Origin of the sequence: Massilia sp. GCM10023247 (assembly GCF_042653325.1) — a bacterium.
In the GTDB taxonomy this organism is placed as follows: Bacteria; Pseudomonadota; Gammaproteobacteria; order Burkholderiales; family Burkholderiaceae_D; genus Telluria.
Map to the genome: position 1 here is coordinate 255043 of NZ_JBHSIB010000022.1, position 20614 is coordinate 275656.

Consider the following 20614-nt stretch of genomic DNA (forward strand, 5'->3'; position numbering starts at 1 on the left):
CCGAATAGCAACTATCCCTGTACAAAATTGCCTCACGCCAGACAGCCGACTCAGCGATTGAAGGCGTGCTCATGGTAAGCTTCGACCCCGCGCAGTTCTTCCGCACCGCACTCTCCAATAACACAGCAAGCGATTCATGGATATTCTTCTGGCCGTCAAGGCGATCATCATGGGCCTGGTCGAGGGCTTCACCGAGTTCCTGCCGATTTCCTCCACTGGCCACCTGATCCTGGCCGGCAGCCTGCTCAATTTTACGGGCGAAAAAGTCAAAGTCTTTGAAATCGCGATCCAGGCCGGCGCCATGTTGGCCGTGATCTGGGAATACCGCGAACGCATCGGACGCCTGCTGGCGGGCCTGGGGTCGGACCGCAAGCAGCAGAAGTTTGCGCTCAACGTCTTCATCGCCTTCCTGCCGGCCGCCGTGCTCGGCCTGCTGTTCAGCAAGGCCATCACGGCCGAGCTGTTCAAGCCGGTCCCGGTCGCCATGGCCTTCATCATCGGCGCCTTCGTGATCCTGTATGCGGAGCGCCGCCACAAGCGCATGCCGGGCACTGTGCGCGTCGAAACCGTGGACGACATGACGATGCTCGATGCATTGAAGGTCGGCTGCGCCCAGACCTTTGCCCTGATCCCGGGCACCAGCCGTTCCGGCGCGACCATTATCGGCGGCATGCTGTTTGGCCTGTCGCGCAAGGCGGCCACCGATTTTTCGTTCTTCCTCGCCATTCCTACCCTGCTCGGCGCGACCGCCTATTCGGTCATCAAGCAACGCGAGCTGCTGAGCTGGGCCGACCTGCCGATGTTCGGCCTCGGCGGCCTGGCCGCCTTCGTGTCGGCCTTCCTGTGCGTGCGCTGGCTGCTGCGCTACATCAGCTCGCACGACTTCACGATCTTCGCCTGGTATCGTATTGTGTTTGGCGTGATCGTTCTCGTCACCGCGCATTACGGGCTGGTGAACTGGGCGGAATAAGCCGAAAGCAATCCAATGAACACCGAGCCAGTCGCTCAAGACACGGAAGCGCGCGCGCTTCACCTGCTGCAAACCGTTTTCGGTTATCCCGCCTTCCGCGGGCAGCAGGCCGACATCGTCAACCACGTCGCCGGCGGCGGCGACGCCCTGGTCCTGATGCCGACCGGCGGCGGCAAGTCGCTGTGCTACCAGATTCCCGCGCTGCTGCGCGACGGCGTCGGCGTCGTCATTTCCCCGCTGATCGCGCTGATGCAGGACCAGGTCGATGCGCTGGAAGAGGTCGGCGTGCGCGCCGCCTTCCTGAATTCGACCCAGACCTTCGAGGAAACGCTGCGCATCGAGCGCCTGGTGCGCACCGGCGAAATCGACCTCGTCTACGTGGCGCCGGAACGGCTGATGACGCAGCGCTGCCTCGACCTGTTCGAGTCCTCGCGCATTTCGCTGTTTGCGATCGACGAAGCCCACTGCGTGTCGCAATGGGGACACGACTTCCGCCCCGAATACATCCGCCTGTCGATCCTGCACGAGCGCTTCCCGGACGTGCCGCGCATCGCGCTCACGGCCACGGCCGACCAGCAGACCCGCGACGAGATCGCGCACCGCCTGCAACTGGACGACGCGCGCAAGTTCGTCTCCTCCTTCGACCGCCCGAACATCCGCTACCAGATCGTCGAAAAGACGACCGGACGCAAGCAGTTGCTCGATTTTATTACCACCGAGCACCCGGGCGACTCGGGCATCGTGTATTGCCTGTCGCGCAAAAAAGTCGAAGAAACGGCCGACTTCCTGAACGAACACGGCATCCGCGCGATGGCCTACCACGCCGGCATGGAGCACGCCAAGCGTGCCGCCAACCAGGCCCGCTTCCTGCGCGAAGAGAACATCGTGATGGTGGCGACGATCGCCTTCGGCATGGGTATCGACAAGCCGGACGTGCGTTTCGTCTGCCACCTCGATCTGCCGAAAAGCATCGAGGGCTATTACCAGGAAACGGGACGCGCCGGACGCGACGGCATGCCGGCCTCGGCCTGGATGGCGTATGGCTTGCAGGATGTGGTGCTCCAGCGCCGGATGATCGACGAGTCGGAAGCCGACGAAACGTTCAAGCGCGTGCTGGGCGTAAAGCTCGACGCCATGCTTGGACTGTGCGAGACCCTGTCCTGCCGACGCATGCGCCTGCTCGACTATTTCGGCGAGCGCTCAGGGCCCTGCGGCAATTGCGATACCTGCCTGATTCCGCCAGTCAGTTTCGATGCCACGGTGCCGGTGCAAAAGCTGCTCTCGACCATCTACCGGGTCGACCAGCGCTTCGCCGCCGGCCACGTGATCGATGTCTTGCGCGGCGTGCAGACCGACCGCATCAGCCAGTGGCACCACGATGCGCTGTCGGTCTACGGCATCGGCAACGACCGCAGCGAGCAGGAATGGCGCGCGATCGTGCGCCAGGTGATTGCCCTCGGCCTGGTGACGGTCGACCACGAAGCCTACAGTTCCCTGAAGCTGACCGACGCCGCGCGTCCGGTACTCAAAGGCGGCCAGAAGGTGCAGCTGCGCCAGTACCAGAAACCGGTCAAGCCGAAGCGCTCGTTCGCCTCGTCCAAGGGCTATGAAGAGATGGAGTTGTCGAAGTCGGAACAGGCCATCTTCGAACGCCTGCGCTCCTGGCGCATGGGCTGCGCGCGCGAGCACGGGGTGCCGGCCTATGTCGTGTTCCAGGATGCAACGCTGCGGGAAATCGCCAAGGTCAAGCCGACCTCGCTCGACCAGCTGCGCGGCGTGACCGGCGTCGGCGAGAAGAAACTGGTGTCGTATGGGGACGAGATTGTCGGGATTATCGGCGAGATGGTGTAGGCTGATCGGCGTGGATTTGCCGTAACCTCAACGATATACCGGTAGGGTGGGCGGGTTTCCCGCCCACGCGTTCAACCAATGCGAGATCAGTTGAGCGGGCATTCCATACGTGATTTGAACGCGTGAGCGGCGAAGCCGCCCACCCTACTTCTTCGTAAACACGAGGTCCCACACCCCGTGCCCCAATTTGAGGCCACGGTTCTCGAACTTGGTCAGCGGCCGGTAGGCCGGCTGCGGCGCATAGCCCTCGGCGGTATTCGCCAGCTGCGGCTCGGCGCCCAGCACCTCGAGCATCTGCACCGCGTAATCTTCCCAGTCGGTGGCGCAGTGGATATAGCCGCCAACGGCCAGCTTCTGGCACAGCAACTGGACAAACGGGGTCTGGATCAGGCGGCGTTTATTGTGGCGCGCCTTGTGCCAGGGATCCGGGAAGAAGATGTGGACGCCGGCCAGCGAGCCGTCCGGAATCATGTTGTTGAGCACTTCGAAGGCGTCGTGCTGGATCAGGCGCAGATTCTGGATGCCCTGCTCGCCGATCTGCTTGAGCAGGCTGCCGACGCCCGGCGTGTGCACTTCGACGCCAATAAAATCCTTGTCCGGCATCTGGCGCGCGATGTGCGCCGTGGTATCGCCCATACCGAAGCCGATCTCGAGGATGGTCGGCGCCTGGCGCCCGAAGGCGGCGGCGTAGTCGAGCATCTCCTTCTTGTACGGGACCAGGAACTGCGGCCCGAATTCCTCGAGCGCGCGCGCCTGCCCCGTCGACAGGCGGCCGGCGCGGGTGACGAAACTGCGGATGCGATGTTCGGTAGGGTCGTACAGCATCGTACGGGCCGGGCCGTTGTTGGTCGTGTCTTCGGACATGGGAAATGAGAGTGAGGAAAGAACGGCGGACATTATAGCCTACGGCTTTTCGCCCGCCCTGCGCCGGATGGGCAGGCCCGGCCGGCTGTTGCGTCGCCGCATTGGAATGTGATCAGAAAGGCAATCTGCGCGATAATCGGCTCTCGCAAGCCATCCCTCCCAAGATTCCCGATGCACTCGACCAAACACCCGATCGCGATCGAAGACAACGTCGCCACCTTCCAGCTCACCTCGTTTCATTACGGCACACCGGGTAGCGGCAAGAAAGTCTATATCCAGGCCTCGCTGCATGCCGACGAGGTGCCGGCGATGCTCGTCGCCCATTTCCTGCGCCAGGAACTGGAGCGGCTCGATGGCGAAGGCCGCGTCAAGGGCGAAATCATCCTGGTGCCGGCGGCCAACCCGATCGGGCTGTCGCAGACTATCCACGGCACGCCCTTCGGGCGCTACGACCTGTCCACCGGCGTGAATTTCAACCGCGCCTACAAACACGTGGCCGAGGATTTAAAGCAATCGCTCGCGGGCAAGCTCGGCCAGGATGCCGAGGCCAACGTCGCGCTGATCCGCGAACACGCGCGCCAGTCGCTGGCCGAGTGGGCGCCCTCGACCAGCGGCGGGCTGCTCAAGAAGACCCTGCTGTCGATGGCGATCGATGCCGACATCATGCTCGACCTGCACTGCGACAACGAAGCGGTGCTGCACATGTACGCGGGCGAACCCCTGGCACAGGCCGTCCAGCCGCTGGCCACGCTGATGGGCGCGCACGCCGTGCTGCTGGCGCGCGAATCCGGCGGCGAGCCTTTCGACGAAGCCTGCAGCCGCCTGTGGTGGGATTTGCAGGAACACTTCGGGCCGGAGGTCGCGATCCCGCCGGCCTGCGCTGCGATTACTGTCGAACTGCGCGGCGAGAACGACGTGCGCTACGAGCTGGCCCGGCCCGACGCCGACGCCTTGCTGCAATACCTGGCGCACGAAGGCGTGCTCGACATTGCATTGACCCCGCTGCCGCAACCGCTGTGCGCGCCGACACCGCTGGAAGCGGTCGAGCCCTTGTCGGCCCCGCATTCGGGGGTGCTGGTGTTCCTGAAACGGCTCGGCGAGCGGGTCGAGGCCGGCGAGACCGTGGCCGAGATCGTCAATCCGGTCAGCGGCAGGATCACGCCTGTGCAGCCGGAACGCCCTGGCGTGCTGTTCGCCAGCACTGCGCACCGCCACCTGCTGCGCGGCATGCATGTCTGCAAGATCGCAGGCGAGACGGCGTTCAGGGCGGGGAACCTGCTCGGTTCGTGACGGGGCGAGCAGCACGGCGCGCCCGCAGTCTCGCCGTCAGCCCGATCGCCACCGCCGCCAGGCCCATCAAAGGCAGCACCCAGGCCTGGGACGAGCGCAGTTCCATCAGCGTGGCGCCCGTGACCGCGCACCACAGCAGCGGCACGATCCAGAACGGCCAGGCCGCGCGCCACAACAGCAAGGCGCCGAAGGCGAACGCCACCGTCGGATCGGGCGCCAGGCCGAACAGCTCGGCCTGGGTCCAGGGCCGCCCGCCCAGCGGCGCCAGCAAGGGAAAGGCGGCCAGCGCCAGCAGCGCGATGCCCAGCGCCAGTTTCGCCAGGGTGCCGGCGGGTGGCATCAGGCGCGGGGCGGCGCGCCGGCTCGCCAGCCACAGCAGCAGCACGGCCTGCAGCGCGAACGCGATCGCGTAATACGGCGCGGCCGTGTTGATGGTCGCATACTGCCCGGCAAAATAACTCCAGGCGACGGCAATCCAGGCCAGCGCGAGCAGCAAGGCCGCCAGGCGCCCTGCCCGCTCGCCGCCATGCAGCAGGCACAAGAGCAGCGCAATGCCGGCCCCCAGCGCGAACCATTGCGCCGGCCACAGCGCCAGGTTGTGCAGTTCGAACAGGCGAAAATACGTGCTGCTGGAGAACATCAGCAGGTCCGACAACGAATACGTCCACCATTCGCTCATGCCAGCCTCTCCACGTCGGCGACCATGCGCCGCCGCAGCGCCGCGTCCGGCAAGGGGCCGCGCGCCGCCAGCATGTTGTCGCGCGCGTGGGCCGGGTTGCCGGTGGCGGGGATGGCGCAGCTGATGCCGGGATGCGACACGATGAATTTCAGCAGCGCCTGGGCCCAGGTCGTGCAGCCGATCTCCGCGGCCCAGCCCGGCAAGGCTTTGCCGGCCAGCGCCTGCGTCAGCGCGCCCTGGCGGAACGGCCGGTTGGCGATCACGGCGATGCGCCGCTCGCGCGCCAGCGGCAGGATGCGCTGCTCCACTTCGCGGTCGAGGACGTTGTAGCTGACCTGGACGAAGTCGATCGGCTGGGTCTGCATGATTTTCATGAGCTCGCCATGCCTGCGTCCTTCCGAGGTGGTGATGCCGACATGGCGCAGGCGTTTGTCCGCCTTCATCGCGAACAGGGTGGGCAGATGCGCTTCCCAGGCCAGCAGGTTGTGCACCTGGAGCAAATCGAAACGCGGCACCCGCCACAGCTTGCGCGAGGTCTCGACCTGGCCCGGCCCGCGCGCACCGGACCCGATCCAGACCTTGTCGGCCGAGAACAGGGCGTTCGGGTGGCGCAGGCGCGCCAGGGCGTCGCCGATCACGGCCTGGGCCGAGCCGTACATGGGAGAAGAGTCGACCAGGCGCCCGCCGCCGGCAAAAAAGGCGCGCATGACCTCGGTGCAGGTGGCGCGCGCGGCCGGGTCGTCGCCGACATTGAAGGTGATCCAGCTGCCGAGGCCGACCACGGGCAGCAGTTCGCCCGAGGACGGGATCGGGCGCACAAGCAGGCTACCCGGCTGTGCCGACGGCGCCGCGCCGCCGCGTGCCGTCACGGCCAAGCCGCCCGCGGCGAGCGAGGCCTGCAATAACAGGCGGCGTTGGCGGGAAACAATTCCCATGGTGGACTCCGTCTGAGCTGAACCGATCATGAGCCCATGTCAGCACAGTTCGGGGCGCGGTTCAAGCGTGCTCGCCCTGCCGGACCAGGTTTGACCCTATTTCAGCTTCTCGCCCCCCAGCCGCGCCAGCGCTTCGCGCTCGGCAAGCTCGGCCTGGCGCTGCTCGCGCGCGTCTTTGCGCCGCATGTAGGCGACGTTGGCGATGCAGGTGACGAGCGCGGTCACGATGCCGGCCAGGACGCTCCACTCGGCCAGGGTGAAGAAGGTAAAGAAGGAGGCGAGCGCGCCGGTAGTGTGCGTTATGTCGGGAAAGGTTGGGGTGCGCATGGTCTCCTCACTTGTGTGGCTGTAGCAACGTGAAACATTGACATTAATTAAACTTAGTATAGTTATTCTATACTTTGAGGTCAAGTTTTTCTATACATTCGTGCGCCCCTTCTTATACACTACTGCGATGGAACTCAAAACGATGATTGCGAACTGGCTCAAGGAAGCCAGGAAGGATGCCGGCCTGTCCGGGGAAGCGCTCGGAACCAGGCTCGCCTTCGAGCTGGGCACGGTGCGTGGCCATACCAAGGCCAACATCTCGCATTGGGAAACCGAAAAGCACAGCCCGAACCTGCAGCAATTGCTGGCGATTGCCAAGGTCACCGGCAAAAGCCTGCCGCCGGCCATCATCGCCGGCCTGCAGGGTTCAAGCCCGGCCGCCCTGCTCCCGGGCGCGATGCGCGTCGTGATCTCGGACACCAACGACGACGCCTTCGTGCAGGTACCGATGGTCAAGTTGCGCCTGTCGGCCGGCGTCACCGGTTTCCAGACCGAGCCCGAGCACCACGACGGCGGCACCGTCGGCATGCGCCGCGACTGGATCGAACGCAAGCGCCTGAATCCCGCCCACCTGCTGGCGATCCTGGTCAAGGGAGAAAGCATGGAGCCGACGCTGTACGAAGACGACATCGTCGTGATCAATACCGCCGACCGCAAGCCGGTGGCCGGCGAAGTGTTCGCCGTCAATTTCAATGGCGAGCCGGTCGTCAAGCGCATGCAGAAGGATGGCGGGCGCTGGTGGCTTGCCTCCGACAACCCGGACCAGCGCACCTATTACCGGCGCGCCTGCGAGGGCGACAGCTGCCTGATCATCGGCCGCGTGGTGCGCAGGGAAAGCGATCGCATCTGATGAAGGTACAGGTCACCGAATTCGCGCCGCATGGCTCGACCATCGTGGTCGCCATCGTCGAGTCGCGCTATACGCTGGACGGCACCGGGGAGGCCGTGCTGCGCCAGGTCGAGGCGCACTTCCCGACGCGCCCGGTGATGCTGGTCTCGCTCGAGCCGAACGGTTTTCGGGCTTATGCGCCGTTCCAGACGGGGCAGCTGCTGGCCTTGCTGCAACTGGAAAGCCTGGCGCTGCGCGAGATCGACCTGGCGCTGCCGCCGCCGGCGAAGGACGAGCCGCTGCCGTTTTAATCAGTGTTGGGGAGGGAGGGTGCCGCAGGGATGCGCTCGGTGCGCCGTTTGACTGGAGCGGGTGAAGGGAATCGAACCCTCGTCGTAAGCTTGGGAAGCTTCTGCTCTACCATTGAGCTACACCCGCGTGTGTCGCATTCTACGCGGTTTTGCCCGGCAATGACAACATGGCATTGGCCTGCCCGGCAGGCCGGCAGGCCGGCAGGATCAGCAGGCGATCTTGGCCTCGATCACCGGTTTAAACCCTTTTTTGTAGGCCACTTGCAGGAGGTCCATATCGTAGCGCCAGTTTGCTTCGACGATGACCGGGCCGCTTTCGAGGACGGCAACGTCCCAGCCGACCGTGTGCAGGCCGGTGATCGTGGCGTGGGCGCGCTTGACCAGGTCGAGCACTTGCGGCCAGCACGGCAGTTGCACGCCGATGATCGAGGCGCCCGATTTCGGATGGACCGGCACGTCTTTCATGACCGGCCAGGTCTTTGATTTGGAACCGATCGAGGTGATCATCTTGCCGGTCTCGACGTCGACGCCGGCCGCCAGGTTGCCGCTGGCGCCATGCTGGAAACTGTCGACATCGGATTCGCCGACGACGATGCGCACCGCACCCGCGATGACTTCGATCTGGCCGTCCTTGCGGATGGTGACGACGCGGATCGTCGACAGCCCCTTCGCCTGGGTGATGTCCGTGATCACGCGGTGGTTCGACAGCTTGGGCTGCACGATCAGGGCGCGCGTAAACTGCAGCGCCGCCTCGCAATAGCGGGCCAGGTCGGCGAACGAGCCGGTGTTGCCGCCGCTCCAGCGCAGGCCGGACGGGGTGACGCTCAGGGAGAAGGTGCCCTTGCCGTGCGAGCCGTGGCTCGGCTTGACGAAGTATTCGCCGGGCACCAGCAGCTTTTCGAGTTCGTCCGGCGCCAGCACATGCGGAATCGTGCTGCCATTCGGGTCCGACTTCGTGATCAGGGCAACGATGTTGGCGGTGGCGATGCCGTGCGCGCTACAGTGTTCGAAAAACTTGATCTTGTCGTCGGCCAGCAGGCGCGCCTCGTTCGGGGTGATGGCGGCATAGCGTTTTTTCATCGGCTCGTTGTCCAGGTAGTCGCCCCAGGTACGCTTCGGCACCTCCGCCAGGCTATACAGGGAAAAGAACTTGGCGCCCAGGCCCAGGTTGAGCCGCGCATGGATCGGGCCCCACAGCAAGTGCACGTCCGACAGTCGCTTGATTGACGAAATCGCATACAACTCGGCACGCATGTATTCCGAGGCGACATTCAGTACGTGTGACAACTTCATCGTGCATCCCTTTGTGAACTGATTTTTTGGCCTGAGCGCTGCGGTTTGTTATCGGTCTACCAGCAACAGCGCCTCAGATAATATCCAATTATCAATTTTTTGGGCGCACGAGAAATGGCATTTCCACCGCCTGTTGCGCGCTGACGACCAAGGCCCCTGCCGCTCATTTCGGTGGCTCGACCGTATAGCCTTTGCCTTGCAGGGTGGCGATGACGCCTTTCGGGTTCAGGATCTCCTTGATGGGCACGACCGTAAAGGTGCTGGCGTTGGTCGCGAGCGCCTTCTCGGCGGCCTCGACCCATCGGGCGAGCGCCGTTTCCTGCGCGGTTTTCAGTTCGGGCTGGTTCTTGCCGAGCGAGCCGGTGGAAAATCCGTGGATGCAGGCATTGGCCCGGTCATCGAAGTTCAGCTTGCGGATCTCGTCGAGATCGCCGACGGCCCAGGCATTCGCATGCCTGCGCATGACCTCGACGTCGGTGTCGAGACTTTCGATGGTTTTCATCAAGCAAGGAGCATCGTCCATGGCCGACTTCTTGAACTCGCGCACCGCCTTGGCGGGGTCCTTGATGGCGACGTGATAGGTCGCATCCGTGAACTTCAGCTTGTGTTTTTCTGCCAGCTTTCCGATCGTGGCGCGCACCTCGTCGCCTTTCGAGAGCCCGGCCTCCTTCAGCGCACGGCTGTACAGTTCGCCGGCCACGAAGGTGGGACGCTCGCGTTCGATCCCGCTGTCTTTACCAAAATATTTTTCCCGCAGGGGCTGCCAGCGCGCATACACCTCGGGCGGCAATACGTCCTTCAATTCGGCGCCGTCCGGATTTTTCTTGATGCCGATCAGGAAGGGGACCGCAGCCAGGCCACCCCACCCGACGCCTATCGACACGCCGGGCGGCTTCAGGTATTCCTGGGAATTGGCGATGATCTTCTCGACCCTGGTCGAGCGCCATTCCATCTCCGCGGGCAGCGGCGAATAGGCGCCGAACACCCACATCACATGCTCGCCCTTCGACACCTTCCACAATCCCGGGCCCGGCCGGCTGCCGGACACGAGGATGGTTTGCGGAACTGCATCGCCATTGTCGAGCGTTGGCGTGGCCGCCGTGGCGTCCGCGGCGGGTGCCGCGGACGGCGCCTCGACCTGTGCCCAGGCAGGCAGGCTCAGCAAACACAGGCCCAGGATCGGCCATACGCGCTTGAACATCGTGACATCCCTTCGGTTGTTTTGGTGACTGAAGGGTATTGTCTTTACGTTTAGCAATATAGGCAAGAAACAATATGTTACAGCGAGATATGCATGACTGGTTATCCGCGCCGTTGCCGGAAGCTTATTCTGGACGCTTGCGCGTCGCCCAGGGGCGCAGCACCCGGTAGCTCGGTACCGCGGTGCGCGAGGCGCTACTGACGCCGATCAGCTGCCGGCGCTCAAGCAAGGCGACCGCGCGCTGGGCGGTGACGCGCGACAGGCCCGTTTCCAGGGCGATCGTCGCATAGCTGCACTGCACGGCACGGCCCGCTCCCGCCTCGACCCGGTGCCACAAATACAGGTAGACGACGAAGGCGGCCGGCGAATGTTCGTGGCCGACCAGGTCGGGCATCAGGACGTCGAGCACGTAGGGGTCGAGGGTGGTCACTGTCATCGTGAAGAGTATAGTCATGGTGATGATAGCAGACCCGGTGACCATGCGAGAATGCCGGCCACACAAGACCAGAGGAGACCCGCTTGATCACCCATATCAAATTCGTCAGCATTCCGACCCGCGACCAGGACGCGGCGCTCGCGTTCTACACCGACAAACTCGGCTTTCGCGTCATCACCGACCAGCCCTTCGACGGCAAGCAGCGCTGGATCGAGCTGCGGGTCGGCGCGTCCGACACGCGCTTCGTGCTGTTCACGCCGAACGGGCAGGAAGACCGGATCGGCAGCGCCTTCAACGGCTCGCTCGCCTGCGACGATGTGGAAGCGACCTACCGCCAGCTGTCGAACCGCGGCGTCGAGTTCCTGTCTCCGCCGCAAAAGCAGCCATGGGGCATCTTCGCCATCATGAAAGATCCGGACGGCAACCAGTTCGTGCTGTCCTCGTCGTGACGCCTTGTCCGGCGCGCCAGGGATGGCCGATACGCCAGGCACGCCACGCGATTCGCGCTGTTTGCGCTAAATATTTCCGTACGTCCATCAAGATCCGCGGGCGGCGGCCGTTATCCTGACTGATACCGCGCCCTTCGCGCACCGCATTTTTACCGGATCTGTCATGAAACTCGTCGCTGTCTTCGCCCTCGCCTGCGCCTCGCTGCTGTCCGCCTGCGGCACCATGCACCCGCCCGGCCCGGCCCGGCAGGCTGCACAGCCTGCCGTCGTCACCCTGAGCGCCACCGGTTACGGCGCCGTCAACAATAGCGTCTGCGCCGGCCAGTGCGAGCGCATTTCGACGGCCCAGCGCAAGCTGCTGGCGATGCGCGCCTCGCGCCTGGACGCCTATCGGGCGATGGCCGAGCAGGTCTACGGCCTGCGCATCGAAGGCGGCAGCACGGTCGGTTCGCTGGTGCTGAAAGACGACAGTTTCAAGGTCTATATTGACGCCTTCATCCGCGGCGCGCGCGTCACCAACGTCGCCCAGCGCGAGGACGGCAGCTACGAGACTTCGGTCGAGATGGATTTCGACACCCGGGCGGCCCGGCCGCAGGCACAGGCGCGCCCGGCGCAGGCAGCCATGGCGGCGCGCGCCATGCCGGGCAGCGCCGGTCCCGGCGCCGCCTATGGCGCCTCGTTCTACCATGCCCAGTAAGTTCCACGCTGGCTGCGCCGTCCTGCTGGCGCTGTTCCTGGGCCTGTCCCAGCCGGGCCTGGCCGCGCCGATCGAGGCCGAGGGCGTGGCGGTGATTGCCGACGGCGGCGCCGCGCGTGCGCGCCAGCTGGCGATCAAGGATGCGCTCGAGCAGCTCGGCCTGCGCGCCGGCGCCCGCGTCGATCTCGCCGCCGGCGCCGGCCGCGCCGCCTTCGATAGCAGCCGCGTCCAGCCGGCCTATGATTTCGAGCGCTACCGCGTGGTGCGCGAGTGGCAATCGGGCCCGATGCTGCACGTGCGCCTCGCCGTGGAGGAACAGGACGCGCGCCCCAAGGGCAGCGTCAACCTCGGCTACAAGAAAAAAATCGTCGTCACCCCGTTCCACCTGCGCCGCTCGCCCCAGCTCGACGATGTCGACGAGATCGCCACCCGCCTGCCCCAGGAACTGCTGCGCCGCTTGACCGGCACCGGCAAATTCCTCGGCAAGACCAGCCCGTACGTGATCGCTCCCGGTACGAGCGGACCGGGCAGCGACACGGCGGCCGTGCGCCGCCTGGCATCGATGCACGAGAGCCAGTTCGTGATTTCGGGCGAGATCGTCGACGCCAGCCCGTTCGACAAGCCGGTCCTGTATGGCCTGGCCGGGCGCAAGGCGCGCCGCATCGAGATCGAATTCTTCGTCCACGACGGCCTGACCGGCGCCCTGCTGGCGCGCCGCACTGCCGCCGTGGAACAGGTGGGCACCCAGCGCGTCGGGCGCGACAAGCCCTTCGGCAGCGCCAGCTTCGCGGCCACGCCCTTCGGCGGCGCCATCCTGCGCGCGCTCGACGAGGGCGTTACCGGCATCATGGCGGACCTCGCCCCGCTGCCCTTCATGGCCAAGGTGGTTCAGGTGCAAGGCGAGCGCATCTTCATCGACGCCGGCAGCACCTCGGCGGTGACGCCGGGCGACCAGTTGGTGATGTATAAGCTCGACCCGCGCCAGCAGGTGTACGGGAACGATCCGCTGGTGCCGCTCGGGACGGTCGAGTCGCCGCTGGGGACGGTGTCGATCGTGCAGGTGCAACCGGGCTTTTCGATCGCCACCATGACGCCGCCGGCGGCGGCGCGCCAGGTGAGTGCGGGAGACATGGTGCGTTTCGACGTGGCGGTGGCGCCGGGCCGGTAATCCTCAAGCCGGCGGTTCTTCGGGCGGGCGCTCCAACAAACTCTTCGCCAGCTTCAGCCCCTCCACCATCACGTGGAAAGCCTGGCGCTTGGCCTCCTCGTCGGGCACGCGCAGGATGTAGGACGGGTGGTAGACGGTGACGACCCAGCGCCCCTCGTGGCGGATCGCCTTGCCGAGCGCGTCGCCGAGCTTGGCGCTGCCGGTGCCGAGCACGGATTTCAGGGCGGTCGCGCCGAGCGCCACGATCACGGTCGGCTTGACCGTCGCCAGCTCCTTCTCCAGCCAGTAACGGCAGGCCTCGACTTCGCGCTGGGCCGGCGTCTTGTGCAGGCGCCGCTTGCCGCGCGGCTCCCATTTAAAATGCTTGACGGCGTTGGTGAGGTAGATCGCGCGCCGTTCGAGGTCGGCCGCCTCGAACACCCGGTCGAGCAGCTTGCCGGCCGGCCCGATAAAGGCTTCGCCGGCCAGGTCTTCCTGGTCGCCCGGCTGCTCGCCGACCAGCATGATCGGCGCCTTCTTCGGCCCGGCGCCGGGGACGGCCTGGGTCGCGAACTGCCACAGCTCGCAGCGCCGGCATTCGTCGAGCTTCGAGGGTTGCTGGCGCTCGGGCTGGGCGTCGGCCGGGGCGATCGGGATCGTGCTGCCGCTCTTCTTGCCGACGGCCTGGGCCTGGCCGGTGCTGCGCGCGCCCAGTTCCGCATTGCTGACCATGGCGGGGACGATCGCGCCTTCCGGCAGGTTTTTCCAGAAGCGCGACGGGATGTGGCTTTGCATCAGCTGGGCATTCACGCGTGCCGGATTGAAGATGCTGCGGTAATAGGTGAGCCAGAGCGCCTCGCCGGTATCAATCAGGTCGGCCGCGCTCGACATCAAGGGACCGGCGTGGTGCAAGGTCGCGCCGTCCCACAGGACGCTGGCCTCGGGCGTGCCGATCATCCAGGTGACGCCGCCCATGCGGTCCTTAAAATGTTCGGCGACCTGGGGCAGCACGTCGTGGCGCGGCTCGAACCAGGCGGCGAAACGCGGCGGACCGGCGGATTCGGGACGCTCGCGGAATCGAATATAGGCATGCATGTCGTGCTCCTCGCGGCGCACCGCCTTGACCATCGCATGCAGTTTCGCGCCGTCGGCGTCGGCCGGCGATTGCACGTCGTGCTCGCCATGCTGCCAGCGCCAGATGACGCGGTACAGGAAAGCCCAGCGGTCGGGCACCCGGCAGCAGGCGGCCGACTGCAGCATCTCCATCAGCGCACGGGGGACGGATAGTCTATGCGGCGCAGCTTGTGTTATGGGCGTGAGCCCGGCAGGAGCATTATCGGCAGAAGGCGCCGCGTCCGGCGCACCCGAGAACAGGTCGTCGGCACGCGCCCCCGGCTCGCTCCAGGTGACCCGCTCCGGCGCCACCTCGTGCAGCAGCAGGTCGCGCGCGGCCTCGCGCCACTCGGCAAAGTTGCGAACCACCAGCGGCCGGCCGCCGGCGACGGTCGCGGCGGCAGCGGCGCTCATGCCGCCTTCAGCTCCGGCCACAAATTCATCTGCTCCTGCGGCGCGCCGAGATGGCGCCGCAGCAGGTCGGAACTGGCCAGCCCCTGGGCCGGCTTGTAGTCGGCCGTGACGACGAAGGGCGCGATCTTCTTCATGCTGCAGCGCAGGCGCGATAAATCTTCCCAGCGGACGCGGCGCAGGCGGCGCAGGTCGACGATGCGCTTGGCATTGCGCAGGCCGATGCCGGGCACGCGCGCGATCATCTCGGCTTCGGCGCGGTTCAGGTCCATCGGAAAATGCTCGCGGTTGGCCAGCGCCCAGGCCAGCTTGGGGTCGACGTCGAGCGCCAGGTTGCCCGACTGCGGCATCAACTCTCCTGCCGTAAAGCCATACCCGCGCAGCAGGAAATCGGCCTGGTACAGGCGGTGCTCGCGCAGCAGCGGCGGCGGCGCCAGCGGCACGCTGTCCGGGCTCTGGGGAATCGGGCTGAAGGCCGAGTAGTACACGCGCTTGAGTTTATAGCTGCCGTACAGGGTTTCGGCGGTATTCAAAATGGTGTGATCGTCGCTGGCGTCGGCGCCGACGATCATCTGCGTGCTCTGCCCGGCCGGGGCGAAACTTGGCGCCTTCGGTTCCTCGGCCTTTTCGTCGAGCTTGCGCCGGATCGAGCCCATCGCCAGTTTGATGGTGTGCACGTTCTTTTCCGGCGCCAGGCGGGTGACGCTGTCGTGCGTCGGCAGCTCGATGTTGACCGACAGGCGGTCGGCATAGCGGCCCGCCTCGGCGATCAGGAGCGGGTCGGCGTCGGGGATCGTTTTCAGGTGGATGTAGCCGCGAAAATTGTGCACTTCGCGCAGGGTGCGCGCCACGGCGACCAGTTGCTCCATCGTGTAGTCGCTCGACTGGATGATGCCGGAACTGAGGAACAGGCCGTCGATGTAGTTGCGCAGGTAGAAATCGTGGGTCAGCTTGACCACTTCCTCCACCGAAAAGCGGGCGCGCGGCACGTTCGACGTACGGCGGTTGACGCAGTACTGGCAATCGTAGACGCAGAAATTGGTGAGCAGGATTTTCAGCAGCGACACGCAGCGGCCGTCCGGCGTGTAGCTGTGGCAGATGCCCATCCCGGTGGTGGCGCCGATGCCGCCGTCGGCGCCGTCGGAGGCACGTTTCGGCGCGCCGCTGCTGGCGCAGGAGGCATCGTACTTGGCGGCGTCCGCCAGGATTTCGAGCTTGTCGGAAAGTTTCATCGGGGTGGCGAAACTGTATGGGCGTACAGTATAAACCAGCCACGATGGGGTCGGGGCACGGACCCCGCAGGATAGCGGGACAAAGGCGGTTCGTGGCGGTCCATCCGGCGCCGTGGGCGCCGGTGCCGCCACACAGGTTTAGCGCACCGGCTTGCCGTCCTGGTCCAGCACAATCACTTCTCCCCAGCCCAGCGCGCGGATGCCCGCCTCCACCTTGCGCAAGTCGCCGATCACCATCCAGGTCACCTCGTCCGGCTTGACGAATTTGCCGGCGGCCTGGCCCAACTGGGCCGGCGTCAGCGCCTTCAGGTTGGCCGAATAGCTGTTCCAGTAGTTTTCCGGCAGCCCGAGGTTGATGCTGGCGAGCGCCGCGCCTTCGAGCGCGCCGAGGGTCTCGAAACGGCCGGACAGGCGCGATGTCATGTTGCGCATGATGCTCTCGTACTCGGTTCCGACCAGCGGACGCTCGCCCGCCACGCCCTTGATCTCCTTCGCCACTTCGCGCATCGCCTCGACCGTCTTGTCGGTCTGGACCGGCGCGACCGTCATGAAACTGCGCTGGCCGCGCACTTCGGTCAGGCGCGCGCTGGTGCCGTAGCTCCAGTGTTTGTCGAGCCGCAGGTTGCGGTTCAGGCGCGAGGTCGCGATGCCGCCGAAGTTGTGCATCACCGGCTCGATGGCGAGGTCCTCGGGCTGGCCGTAGGGCTGCGACAGGTGGGCGGCGACGATGGTCGATTGCGGCGCGTCCGGCTTGTCGACCAGGTAGACCTTGCGGCCGGCGGCGCCATTTGCGCCCGCGGTCTGCTTGGCCGGCGCGGTGCCGGGGGCCCAGCGGCCGAACGAGGCCTCGAGTGCCGGCAGCAGCTTCTCCATCGTGGTGTCGCCGGCCACGACCAGGGTGGCGCTGCCCGCTTTGAACCAGGCCGCATGCCAGGCGGCGAGGTCGTCGCGGGTGATGCCTTCGACGCTGGCGCTGGTGCCGCTGGCCGGCTTGCCGTAGGCGTGTTCCGGGCCGTACAGCAGGCCCGGGACCAGCCGCGCCGCCAGGATACTCGGCTGGGCCTTTTCCTGGCCGATCTGGGCCATGCGGCGGCCCTTTTGCAGCGTGAACTGGTCTTGCGGGAAGCTCGGCGCCAGCGCCGCCTCGGCCATGATCGCCAGTGACGGCGCCAGGTTGGCTGACGTTGCCTGCAGGCGCACCAGCGACTGGTCGGCGCTGGTGCCGGTCGACAGGCTCGCGCCCAGGTTGTCCAGCGCGTCCGACAGGGCGAAGGCGTCGCGCGTCTTCGTGCCCTTGTCGAGCAGGTCGAGTGCCAGCGAGGCCGCGCCGGCGCGGGCGACGGTGTCGGAGGCGGCGCCGGCATCGACTGCCAGCGTCGCGTTGACGATCGGGGCCGTGTGGCGCTCGAGCAGGATGACTTTCAGGCCGTTCTTGAGCTGGGCGCGCTGCATCGCCGGGAACGTCACATCCGGCGCTTCGCCGAGGCTAGGGAGCAGCTTGCGGTCGAGCGTCGATGGGACGGCGGCCAGTTTCGCGAACGGGCGCACCGTCATCGTGTAATGGTGCGCGCGCAGCCATTTGTTACCTGCGGCCTTCACCTCCGGCGCGCCGGCCTTGACCGTTTGCTCGAGGCGCGTGAGATAGGTGTCCGGCGCGCCGCCGTAGGTCGTGCTCTCGGCCAGCAGGTTGGCGCGGCCGCCCAGGCGTTCGATGCTGCGCGAGAAGCCGGCCAGGCCGCGCGTCTTCACGCGCGCCAGCTCGGCGGCGGTCGGCCCCTTGTCGAGCAGTTCCGCCACGACGGCATCGATCTCGCGCTCCACCAGCAGCGGGTCGACGCCCGGCTTGACGGTGGCGACGATGCTGAACACGCCGGCCAGTTCCCGGTCGTCGAAGTAGGCCGAGACATTCGTGGCCAGGCCCTTGTCGTAGACGAGGCGCTTGTCCAGGCGCGCGCTCTTCGAGCCGGCCAGCACGTCGGCCAGCAGCGAGAGGCGCGGCGTGTCGGCGTCGCGCCAGCCCGGCGCGTGCCAGTTGCGGTAGATGCGCACCTGCGGCACGTGGTCTTCCATCTCGTCGCGGATGTTGCGGTCCAGGGCAGGAATCCACCGTTCCGTGCGCGGCAGCGGCGGGCCCGGCGGGATCGCGCCGAAGTACTTGTTCACCAGTTCATACGCCTTTTCCGGCGTGATGTCGCCGGCCAGCGTGATCACCGCGTTGTTCGGGCCGTAATAGGTGCGGTACCACTCGCGGATGTCTTCCAGCGAGGCGGCCGACAAATCTTCCATGCTGCCGATGGTCGACCACGAATACGGGTGCGAATACGGGTACATCTTGGCGCTGATCTCGTTGCGCACGCGGCCATAGGGCTGGTTTTCTCCCTGGCGCTTCTCGTTCTGCACCACGCCGCGCTCGCGCTCGAGCATCTCCTTCGAGATGTAGTTGCCGAGGAAGCCCATGCGGTCCGATTCGAGGAACAGCGTGCGCTCCAGCGCCGACACCGGCACGTCCTCGAAGAAGTTGGTGCGGTCGGTATTCGTGGTGCCGTTACGGTTGTTCGCGCCGAGGTCGTCCATCGCCTCGCGGAAGCCGTGCGGGTAGTTTTCGGAGCCGTTGAAGAAGAAGTGCTCGAACAGGTGGGCAAACCCGGTCTTGCCGCGTTTCTCGTTGCGCGAGCCGACGTGGTACCACATGTTCACGCCGACCACGGGCACGCTGTGGTCCTCGTGCACGACCAGGGTCAGGCCGTTGGGCAGCACGAATTTCTTGGCGTCGATCGTGTAGGCCTGGCGGTCGAAACCTCCCGCCTTGGCGGCGGTGGCAGGGGCGGCGTGCGCAGGCAGCACGGCGGTCGAAGCGAAGGCGAGCGCCAGCGCAGCGAGAAGCGGTTTGTTCATGGGTCTCCGGCGAGCGGTGTAGTTGTTGTGCGCGGTATTTTACAGGCGCGCTGTCGAGGCCGGGACAGGTTTTGCCCCCTTTCGGATATGCATGCGACCAGCGCCAGGACAGCCGCTACGCCGCTTCCTGGACAAGTCCCTGGACCTGTTCCAGCTGCAGCGCCGTCATCCGCCCCGCCACCCGTTTTAGATACGGCCCGGCCGCGGCCACGCCGGCGCCGGCCGCGCGCGCCAGCCACTCGCAGGCCGCGACCGGGTCGCGCAGCGCGCCCTGCCCCGTCGCGTACATCACGCCGAGGTTGAACTGGGCGCGCGCATGCCCCTGGCGCGCGGCGCACAGGTACCAGAAGTGGGCCGCCTCGTAGTCGCGCTCGCCCCCGATCGCGCTGTCGTAGCGCAGCGCCAGCGCGAACTGGGCCAGCGCGTGGCCGGCGTCGGCCGCCTTGCGGTACCAGCCGGTCGCCTCGAGCGGGTCGGCCGTCTCGATGCGGTCGAGCAGGGTGGCCACCATGTGCTGGGCCGGCGCGTAATCCTGCTCGGCCGCGCGCCGGTACCAGGCCAGCGCGCGCGCCGCATCCTGTTCCACCCCGAGGCCGTTCTCGTAGCGCAGGCCGAGGTCGAACTGGGCGCGCAGGTGGCCCTGTTCGGCCGCCTGCGCGTACCACGCGACGGCCTGCGCCGGGTCCTGCTCGACGCCGCTGCCGGCATCGAACAGCTGCGCCAGGTGATACTGCGCGGCCGGCAGCCCCTGGGCGGCGGCCTGGCGGTACCAGTGCGCGGCCTGGACGGGATCGCGCTCGACGCCCTGCCCGTGTTCGTAGCGCAGCCCGAGGTTGTCCTGGGCGGCCGCATGGCCGCGCTCGGCCGCGCGGCGGTACCAGGTGAGCGCTTGCGCTTCGTCGCGCGGCACGCCGTGGCCGCTGTCGTAGATCAGCGCGAGGTTGAACTGGGAGCTGGCGTGGCCCTGGGCCCCGGCGCGCTCGTACCAGGCAATCGCCTGGCGGCTGTCCTGTTCCAGGCCCTCGCCTTTATCGTAGCGCAGCGCCAGGTTGAACTGGGCACCCGCGTGCCCCTGTTGCGCCGCAAGGCGCAGCAGGGACAAGGCTTCGTCCGGATTGCGCTCGACGCCCTGGCCGCTGTCGTAGCGCAGGGCCAGCGCGAACTGGGCCCGCGCATAGCCCTGGCCGGCCGCGCGCCGGTACCAGCCGAGCGCCGTGTCGGCGTCCTGCGCCACGCCCTTGCCGCCCTCGTACATCATGCCGAGGTTGTGCTGGGCGCCGGGATCGCCCTGCTCGGCGGCCTTGCGGAACCAGTGCAGCGCCCGGCCGACGTCGGCCTGGACGCCCTGGCCCTTCGCATACAGCCAGCCGAGGTTGTACTGGGCCGGGGCATAGCCCTGTTCGGCCGCCTCGGCGTACCAGTGGAAGGCCTGGGCGTCGTCGCGCGCCACGCCCTGCCCCTTCTGGTACATGACGCCGAGGTTGTACTGGGCTTGCGCAAAACCGGCGCCGGCGGCCTTGCGGTACCAGCTGACCGCCATCGCTTCGTCGCGCGGCACGCCCTGGCCGTTGACGTACATGAAGCCCAGGCTGTGCTGGGCGCTGGCGTTGCCGCGCTCGGCCAGGCTTTTCACGCGCAGGTACTCGGCCGTGTGGCGTTCGCCGCTGGCGGGCACGCTGTTCAT

19 protein-coding genes and 1 tRNA gene are annotated in these 20614 nt (G+C 66.5%); 8 read left to right on the top strand and 12 right to left on the bottom strand.

What is annotated here, in order from left to right:
* Positions 1-136: 136 nt before the first annotated feature.
* Together ACFPAH_RS17965 and recQ are read left to right on the top strand one after the other, a co-directional pair.
* Positions 137-970, top strand: coding sequence for an undecaprenyl-diphosphate phosphatase (locus tag ACFPAH_RS17965; protein ID WP_379748031.1), 834 nt, complete (start codon positions 137-139; stop codon positions 968-970).
* Between the two features lie 15 nt (positions 971-985).
* Positions 986-2821: a DNA helicase RecQ gene (recQ, locus tag ACFPAH_RS17970; protein WP_379748033.1), complete on the top strand. Its 1836-nt coding sequence runs from the start codon at positions 986-988 to the stop codon at positions 2819-2821.
* A 144-nt stretch (positions 2822-2965) separates the two neighbouring features.
* Here the strand turns inward: recQ and trmB are convergent, their stop codons facing one another.
* The gene (gene trmB, locus ACFPAH_RS17975; RefSeq protein ID WP_379748175.1) at positions 2966-3646 is read right to left on the bottom strand and encodes a tRNA (guanosine(46)-N7)-methyltransferase TrmB; all 681 of its coding nucleotides are present in this window, start codon (positions 3644-3646) and stop codon (positions 2966-2968) included.
* 210 nt (positions 3647-3856) lie between these two features.
* Here trmB and ACFPAH_RS17980 point away from each other — a divergent pair, with 210 nt between their 5' ends.
* A complete protein-coding gene (locus ACFPAH_RS17980) occupies positions 3857-4975 on the top strand; it encodes a succinylglutamate desuccinylase/aspartoacylase family protein (RefSeq protein ID WP_379748035.1) in 1119 nt (372 codons plus the stop codon).
* Here the strand turns inward: ACFPAH_RS17980 and ACFPAH_RS17985 are convergent.
* From ACFPAH_RS17985 to ACFPAH_RS17995, 3 genes are all read right to left on the bottom strand, one after another.
* Positions 4947-5654, bottom strand: a complete 708-nt coding sequence (locus ACFPAH_RS17985; protein ID WP_379748037.1) for a DUF6064 family protein — start codon at positions 5652-5654, stop codon at positions 4947-4949. The two genes, ACFPAH_RS17980 and ACFPAH_RS17985, sit on opposite strands and share 29 nt — an antisense overlap.
* A complete protein-coding gene (locus tag ACFPAH_RS17990) occupies positions 5651-6589 on the bottom strand; it encodes an aldo/keto reductase (RefSeq protein ID WP_379748039.1) in 939 nt (312 codons plus the stop codon). The genes ACFPAH_RS17985 and ACFPAH_RS17990 overlap by 4 nt, the downstream gene beginning before the upstream one ends.
* 96 nt (positions 6590-6685) lie before the next feature.
* A complete protein-coding gene (locus tag ACFPAH_RS17995) occupies positions 6686-6916 on the bottom strand; it encodes an HP1 family phage holin (protein WP_379748041.1) in 231 nt (76 codons plus the stop codon).
* Positions 6917-7058: 142 nt separating this feature from the next.
* Here ACFPAH_RS17995 and ACFPAH_RS18000 point away from each other — a divergent pair, with 142 nt between their 5' ends.
* Together ACFPAH_RS18000 and ACFPAH_RS18005 are read left to right on the top strand one after the other, a co-directional pair.
* Positions 7059-7766: a S24 family peptidase gene (locus ACFPAH_RS18000; protein ID WP_379748043.1), complete on the top strand. Its 708-nt coding sequence runs from the start codon at positions 7059-7061 to the stop codon at positions 7764-7766.
* Positions 7766-8056 (top strand): hypothetical protein, encoded by a 291-nt coding sequence (locus ACFPAH_RS18005; RefSeq protein ID WP_379748045.1) that lies wholly within the window; start codon positions 7766-7768, stop codon positions 8054-8056. The genes ACFPAH_RS18000 and ACFPAH_RS18005 overlap by 1 nt, the downstream gene beginning before the upstream one ends.
* A gap of 53 nt (positions 8057-8109) precedes the next feature.
* Here ACFPAH_RS18005 and ACFPAH_RS18010 read toward each other — a convergent pair.
* The 4 genes from ACFPAH_RS18010 to ACFPAH_RS18025 all read right to left on the bottom strand — a co-directional run bounded on the left by ACFPAH_RS18010 (position 8110) and on the right by ACFPAH_RS18025 (position 11004).
* Positions 8110-8183: transfer RNA gene (locus ACFPAH_RS18010), tRNA-Gly, on the bottom strand.
* Between the two features lie 80 nt (positions 8184-8263).
* Entirely contained in the window at positions 8264-9349 is a 1086-nt protein-coding gene (locus ACFPAH_RS18015; protein WP_379748047.1) for a sugar-transfer associated ATP-grasp domain-containing protein, read from the bottom strand.
* Positions 9350-9512: 163 nt separating this feature from the next.
* Positions 9513-10550 carry a TraB/GumN family protein gene (locus ACFPAH_RS18020; protein WP_379748049.1) on the bottom strand — a complete coding sequence of 346 codons (1038 nt, stop codon included), beginning with the start codon at positions 10548-10550 and terminating at the stop codon, positions 9513-9515.
* A gap of 124 nt (positions 10551-10674) precedes the next feature.
* On the bottom strand, positions 10675-11004 hold the full coding sequence (locus tag ACFPAH_RS18025; protein WP_379748051.1) for a hypothetical protein: 330 nt from the start codon (positions 11002-11004) through the stop codon (positions 10675-10677).
* 65 nt (positions 11005-11069) lie between these two features.
* Between ACFPAH_RS18025 and ACFPAH_RS18030 the strand changes: the two genes are divergently transcribed.
* The 3 genes from ACFPAH_RS18030 (at position 11070) to ACFPAH_RS18040 (ending at position 13300) form a co-directional block, all read left to right on the top strand.
* Complete coding sequence (locus ACFPAH_RS18030) at positions 11070-11435, top strand: VOC family protein (RefSeq protein ID WP_379748053.1); 366 nt, start codon at positions 11070-11072, stop codon at positions 11433-11435.
* Positions 11436-11598: 163 nt separating this feature from the next.
* Positions 11599-12132, top strand: a complete 534-nt coding sequence (locus ACFPAH_RS18035) for an LPP20 family lipoprotein (RefSeq protein WP_379748055.1) — start codon at positions 11599-11601, stop codon at positions 12130-12132.
* Complete coding sequence (locus tag ACFPAH_RS18040) at positions 12122-13300, top strand: flagella assembly protein FlgT middle domain-containing protein (protein WP_379748057.1); 1179 nt, start codon at positions 12122-12124, stop codon at positions 13298-13300. The genes ACFPAH_RS18035 and ACFPAH_RS18040 overlap by 11 nt, the downstream gene beginning before the upstream one ends.
* Before the next feature lie 3 nt (positions 13301-13303).
* On the opposite strand, the gene ACFPAH_RS18045 is transcribed toward ACFPAH_RS18040, so the two are convergent.
* The 4 genes from ACFPAH_RS18045 to ACFPAH_RS18060 all read right to left on the bottom strand — a co-directional run bounded on the left by ACFPAH_RS18045 (position 13304) and on the right by ACFPAH_RS18060 (position 20614).
* A complete protein-coding gene (locus tag ACFPAH_RS18045; RefSeq protein WP_379748059.1) occupies positions 13304-14806 on the bottom strand; it encodes a UdgX family uracil-DNA binding protein in 1503 nt (500 codons plus the stop codon).
* A complete protein-coding gene (locus tag ACFPAH_RS18050; RefSeq protein WP_379748061.1) occupies positions 14803-16035 on the bottom strand; it encodes a putative DNA modification/repair radical SAM protein in 1233 nt (410 codons plus the stop codon). The genes ACFPAH_RS18045 and ACFPAH_RS18050 overlap by 4 nt, the downstream gene beginning before the upstream one ends.
* Positions 16036-16173: 138 nt before the next feature.
* Complete coding sequence (locus ACFPAH_RS18055; protein WP_379748063.1) at positions 16174-18930, bottom strand: M16 family metallopeptidase; 2757 nt, start codon at positions 18928-18930, stop codon at positions 16174-16176.
* Positions 18931-19045: 115 nt separating this feature from the next.
* Positions 19046-20614, bottom strand: a complete 1569-nt coding sequence (locus ACFPAH_RS18060; RefSeq protein WP_379748065.1) for a hypothetical protein — start codon at positions 20612-20614, stop codon at positions 19046-19048.

Excerpts from the sequence above, each read along its gene's own strand:
- ACFPAH_RS17965 (WP_379748031.1), top strand. The coding sequence starts at position 137 with ATGGATATTCTTCTGGCCGTCAAGGCGATCATCATGGGCCTGGTCGAG.
- recQ (WP_379748033.1), top strand. The coding sequence starts at position 986 with ATGAACACCGAGCCAGTCGCTCAAGACACGGAAGCGCGCGCGCTTCAC.
- trmB (WP_379748175.1), bottom strand. The coding sequence starts at position 3,646 with ATGCTGTACGACCCTACCGAACATCGCATCCGCAGTTTCGTCACCCGC.
- ACFPAH_RS17980 (WP_379748035.1), top strand. The coding sequence starts at position 3,857 with ATGCACTCGACCAAACACCCGATCGCGATCGAAGACAACGTCGCCACC.
- ACFPAH_RS17985 (WP_379748037.1), bottom strand. The coding sequence starts at position 5,654 with ATGAGCGAATGGTGGACGTATTCGTTGTCGGACCTGCTGATGTTCTCC.
- ACFPAH_RS17990 (WP_379748039.1), bottom strand. The coding sequence starts at position 6,589 with ATGGGAATTGTTTCCCGCCAACGCCGCCTGTTATTGCAGGCCTCGCTC.
- ACFPAH_RS17995 (WP_379748041.1), bottom strand. The coding sequence starts at position 6,916 with ATGCGCACCCCAACCTTTCCCGACATAACGCACACTACCGGCGCGCTC.
- ACFPAH_RS18000 (WP_379748043.1), top strand. The coding sequence starts at position 7,059 with ATGATTGCGAACTGGCTCAAGGAAGCCAGGAAGGATGCCGGCCTGTCC.
- ACFPAH_RS18005 (WP_379748045.1), top strand. The coding sequence starts at position 7,766 with ATGAAGGTACAGGTCACCGAATTCGCGCCGCATGGCTCGACCATCGTG.
- ACFPAH_RS18015 (WP_379748047.1), bottom strand. The coding sequence starts at position 9,349 with ATGAAGTTGTCACACGTACTGAATGTCGCCTCGGAATACATGCGTGCC.
- ACFPAH_RS18020 (WP_379748049.1), bottom strand. The coding sequence starts at position 10,550 with ATGTTCAAGCGCGTATGGCCGATCCTGGGCCTGTGTTTGCTGAGCCTG.
- ACFPAH_RS18025 (WP_379748051.1), bottom strand. The coding sequence starts at position 11,004 with ATGACTATACTCTTCACGATGACAGTGACCACCCTCGACCCCTACGTG.
- ACFPAH_RS18035 (WP_379748055.1), top strand. The coding sequence starts at position 11,599 with ATGAAACTCGTCGCTGTCTTCGCCCTCGCCTGCGCCTCGCTGCTGTCC.
- ACFPAH_RS18040 (WP_379748057.1), top strand. The coding sequence starts at position 12,122 with ATGCCCAGTAAGTTCCACGCTGGCTGCGCCGTCCTGCTGGCGCTGTTC.
- ACFPAH_RS18045 (WP_379748059.1), bottom strand. The coding sequence starts at position 14,806 with ATGAGCGCCGCTGCCGCCGCGACCGTCGCCGGCGGCCGGCCGCTGGTG.
- ACFPAH_RS18050 (WP_379748061.1), bottom strand. The coding sequence starts at position 16,035 with ATGAAACTTTCCGACAAGCTCGAAATCCTGGCGGACGCCGCCAAGTAC.
- ACFPAH_RS18055 (WP_379748063.1), bottom strand. The coding sequence starts at position 18,930 with ATGAACAAACCGCTTCTCGCTGCGCTGGCGCTCGCCTTCGCTTCGACC.
- ACFPAH_RS18060 (WP_379748065.1), bottom strand. The coding sequence starts at position 20,614 with ATGAACAGCGTGCCCGCCAGCGGCGAACGCCACACGGCCGAGTACCTG.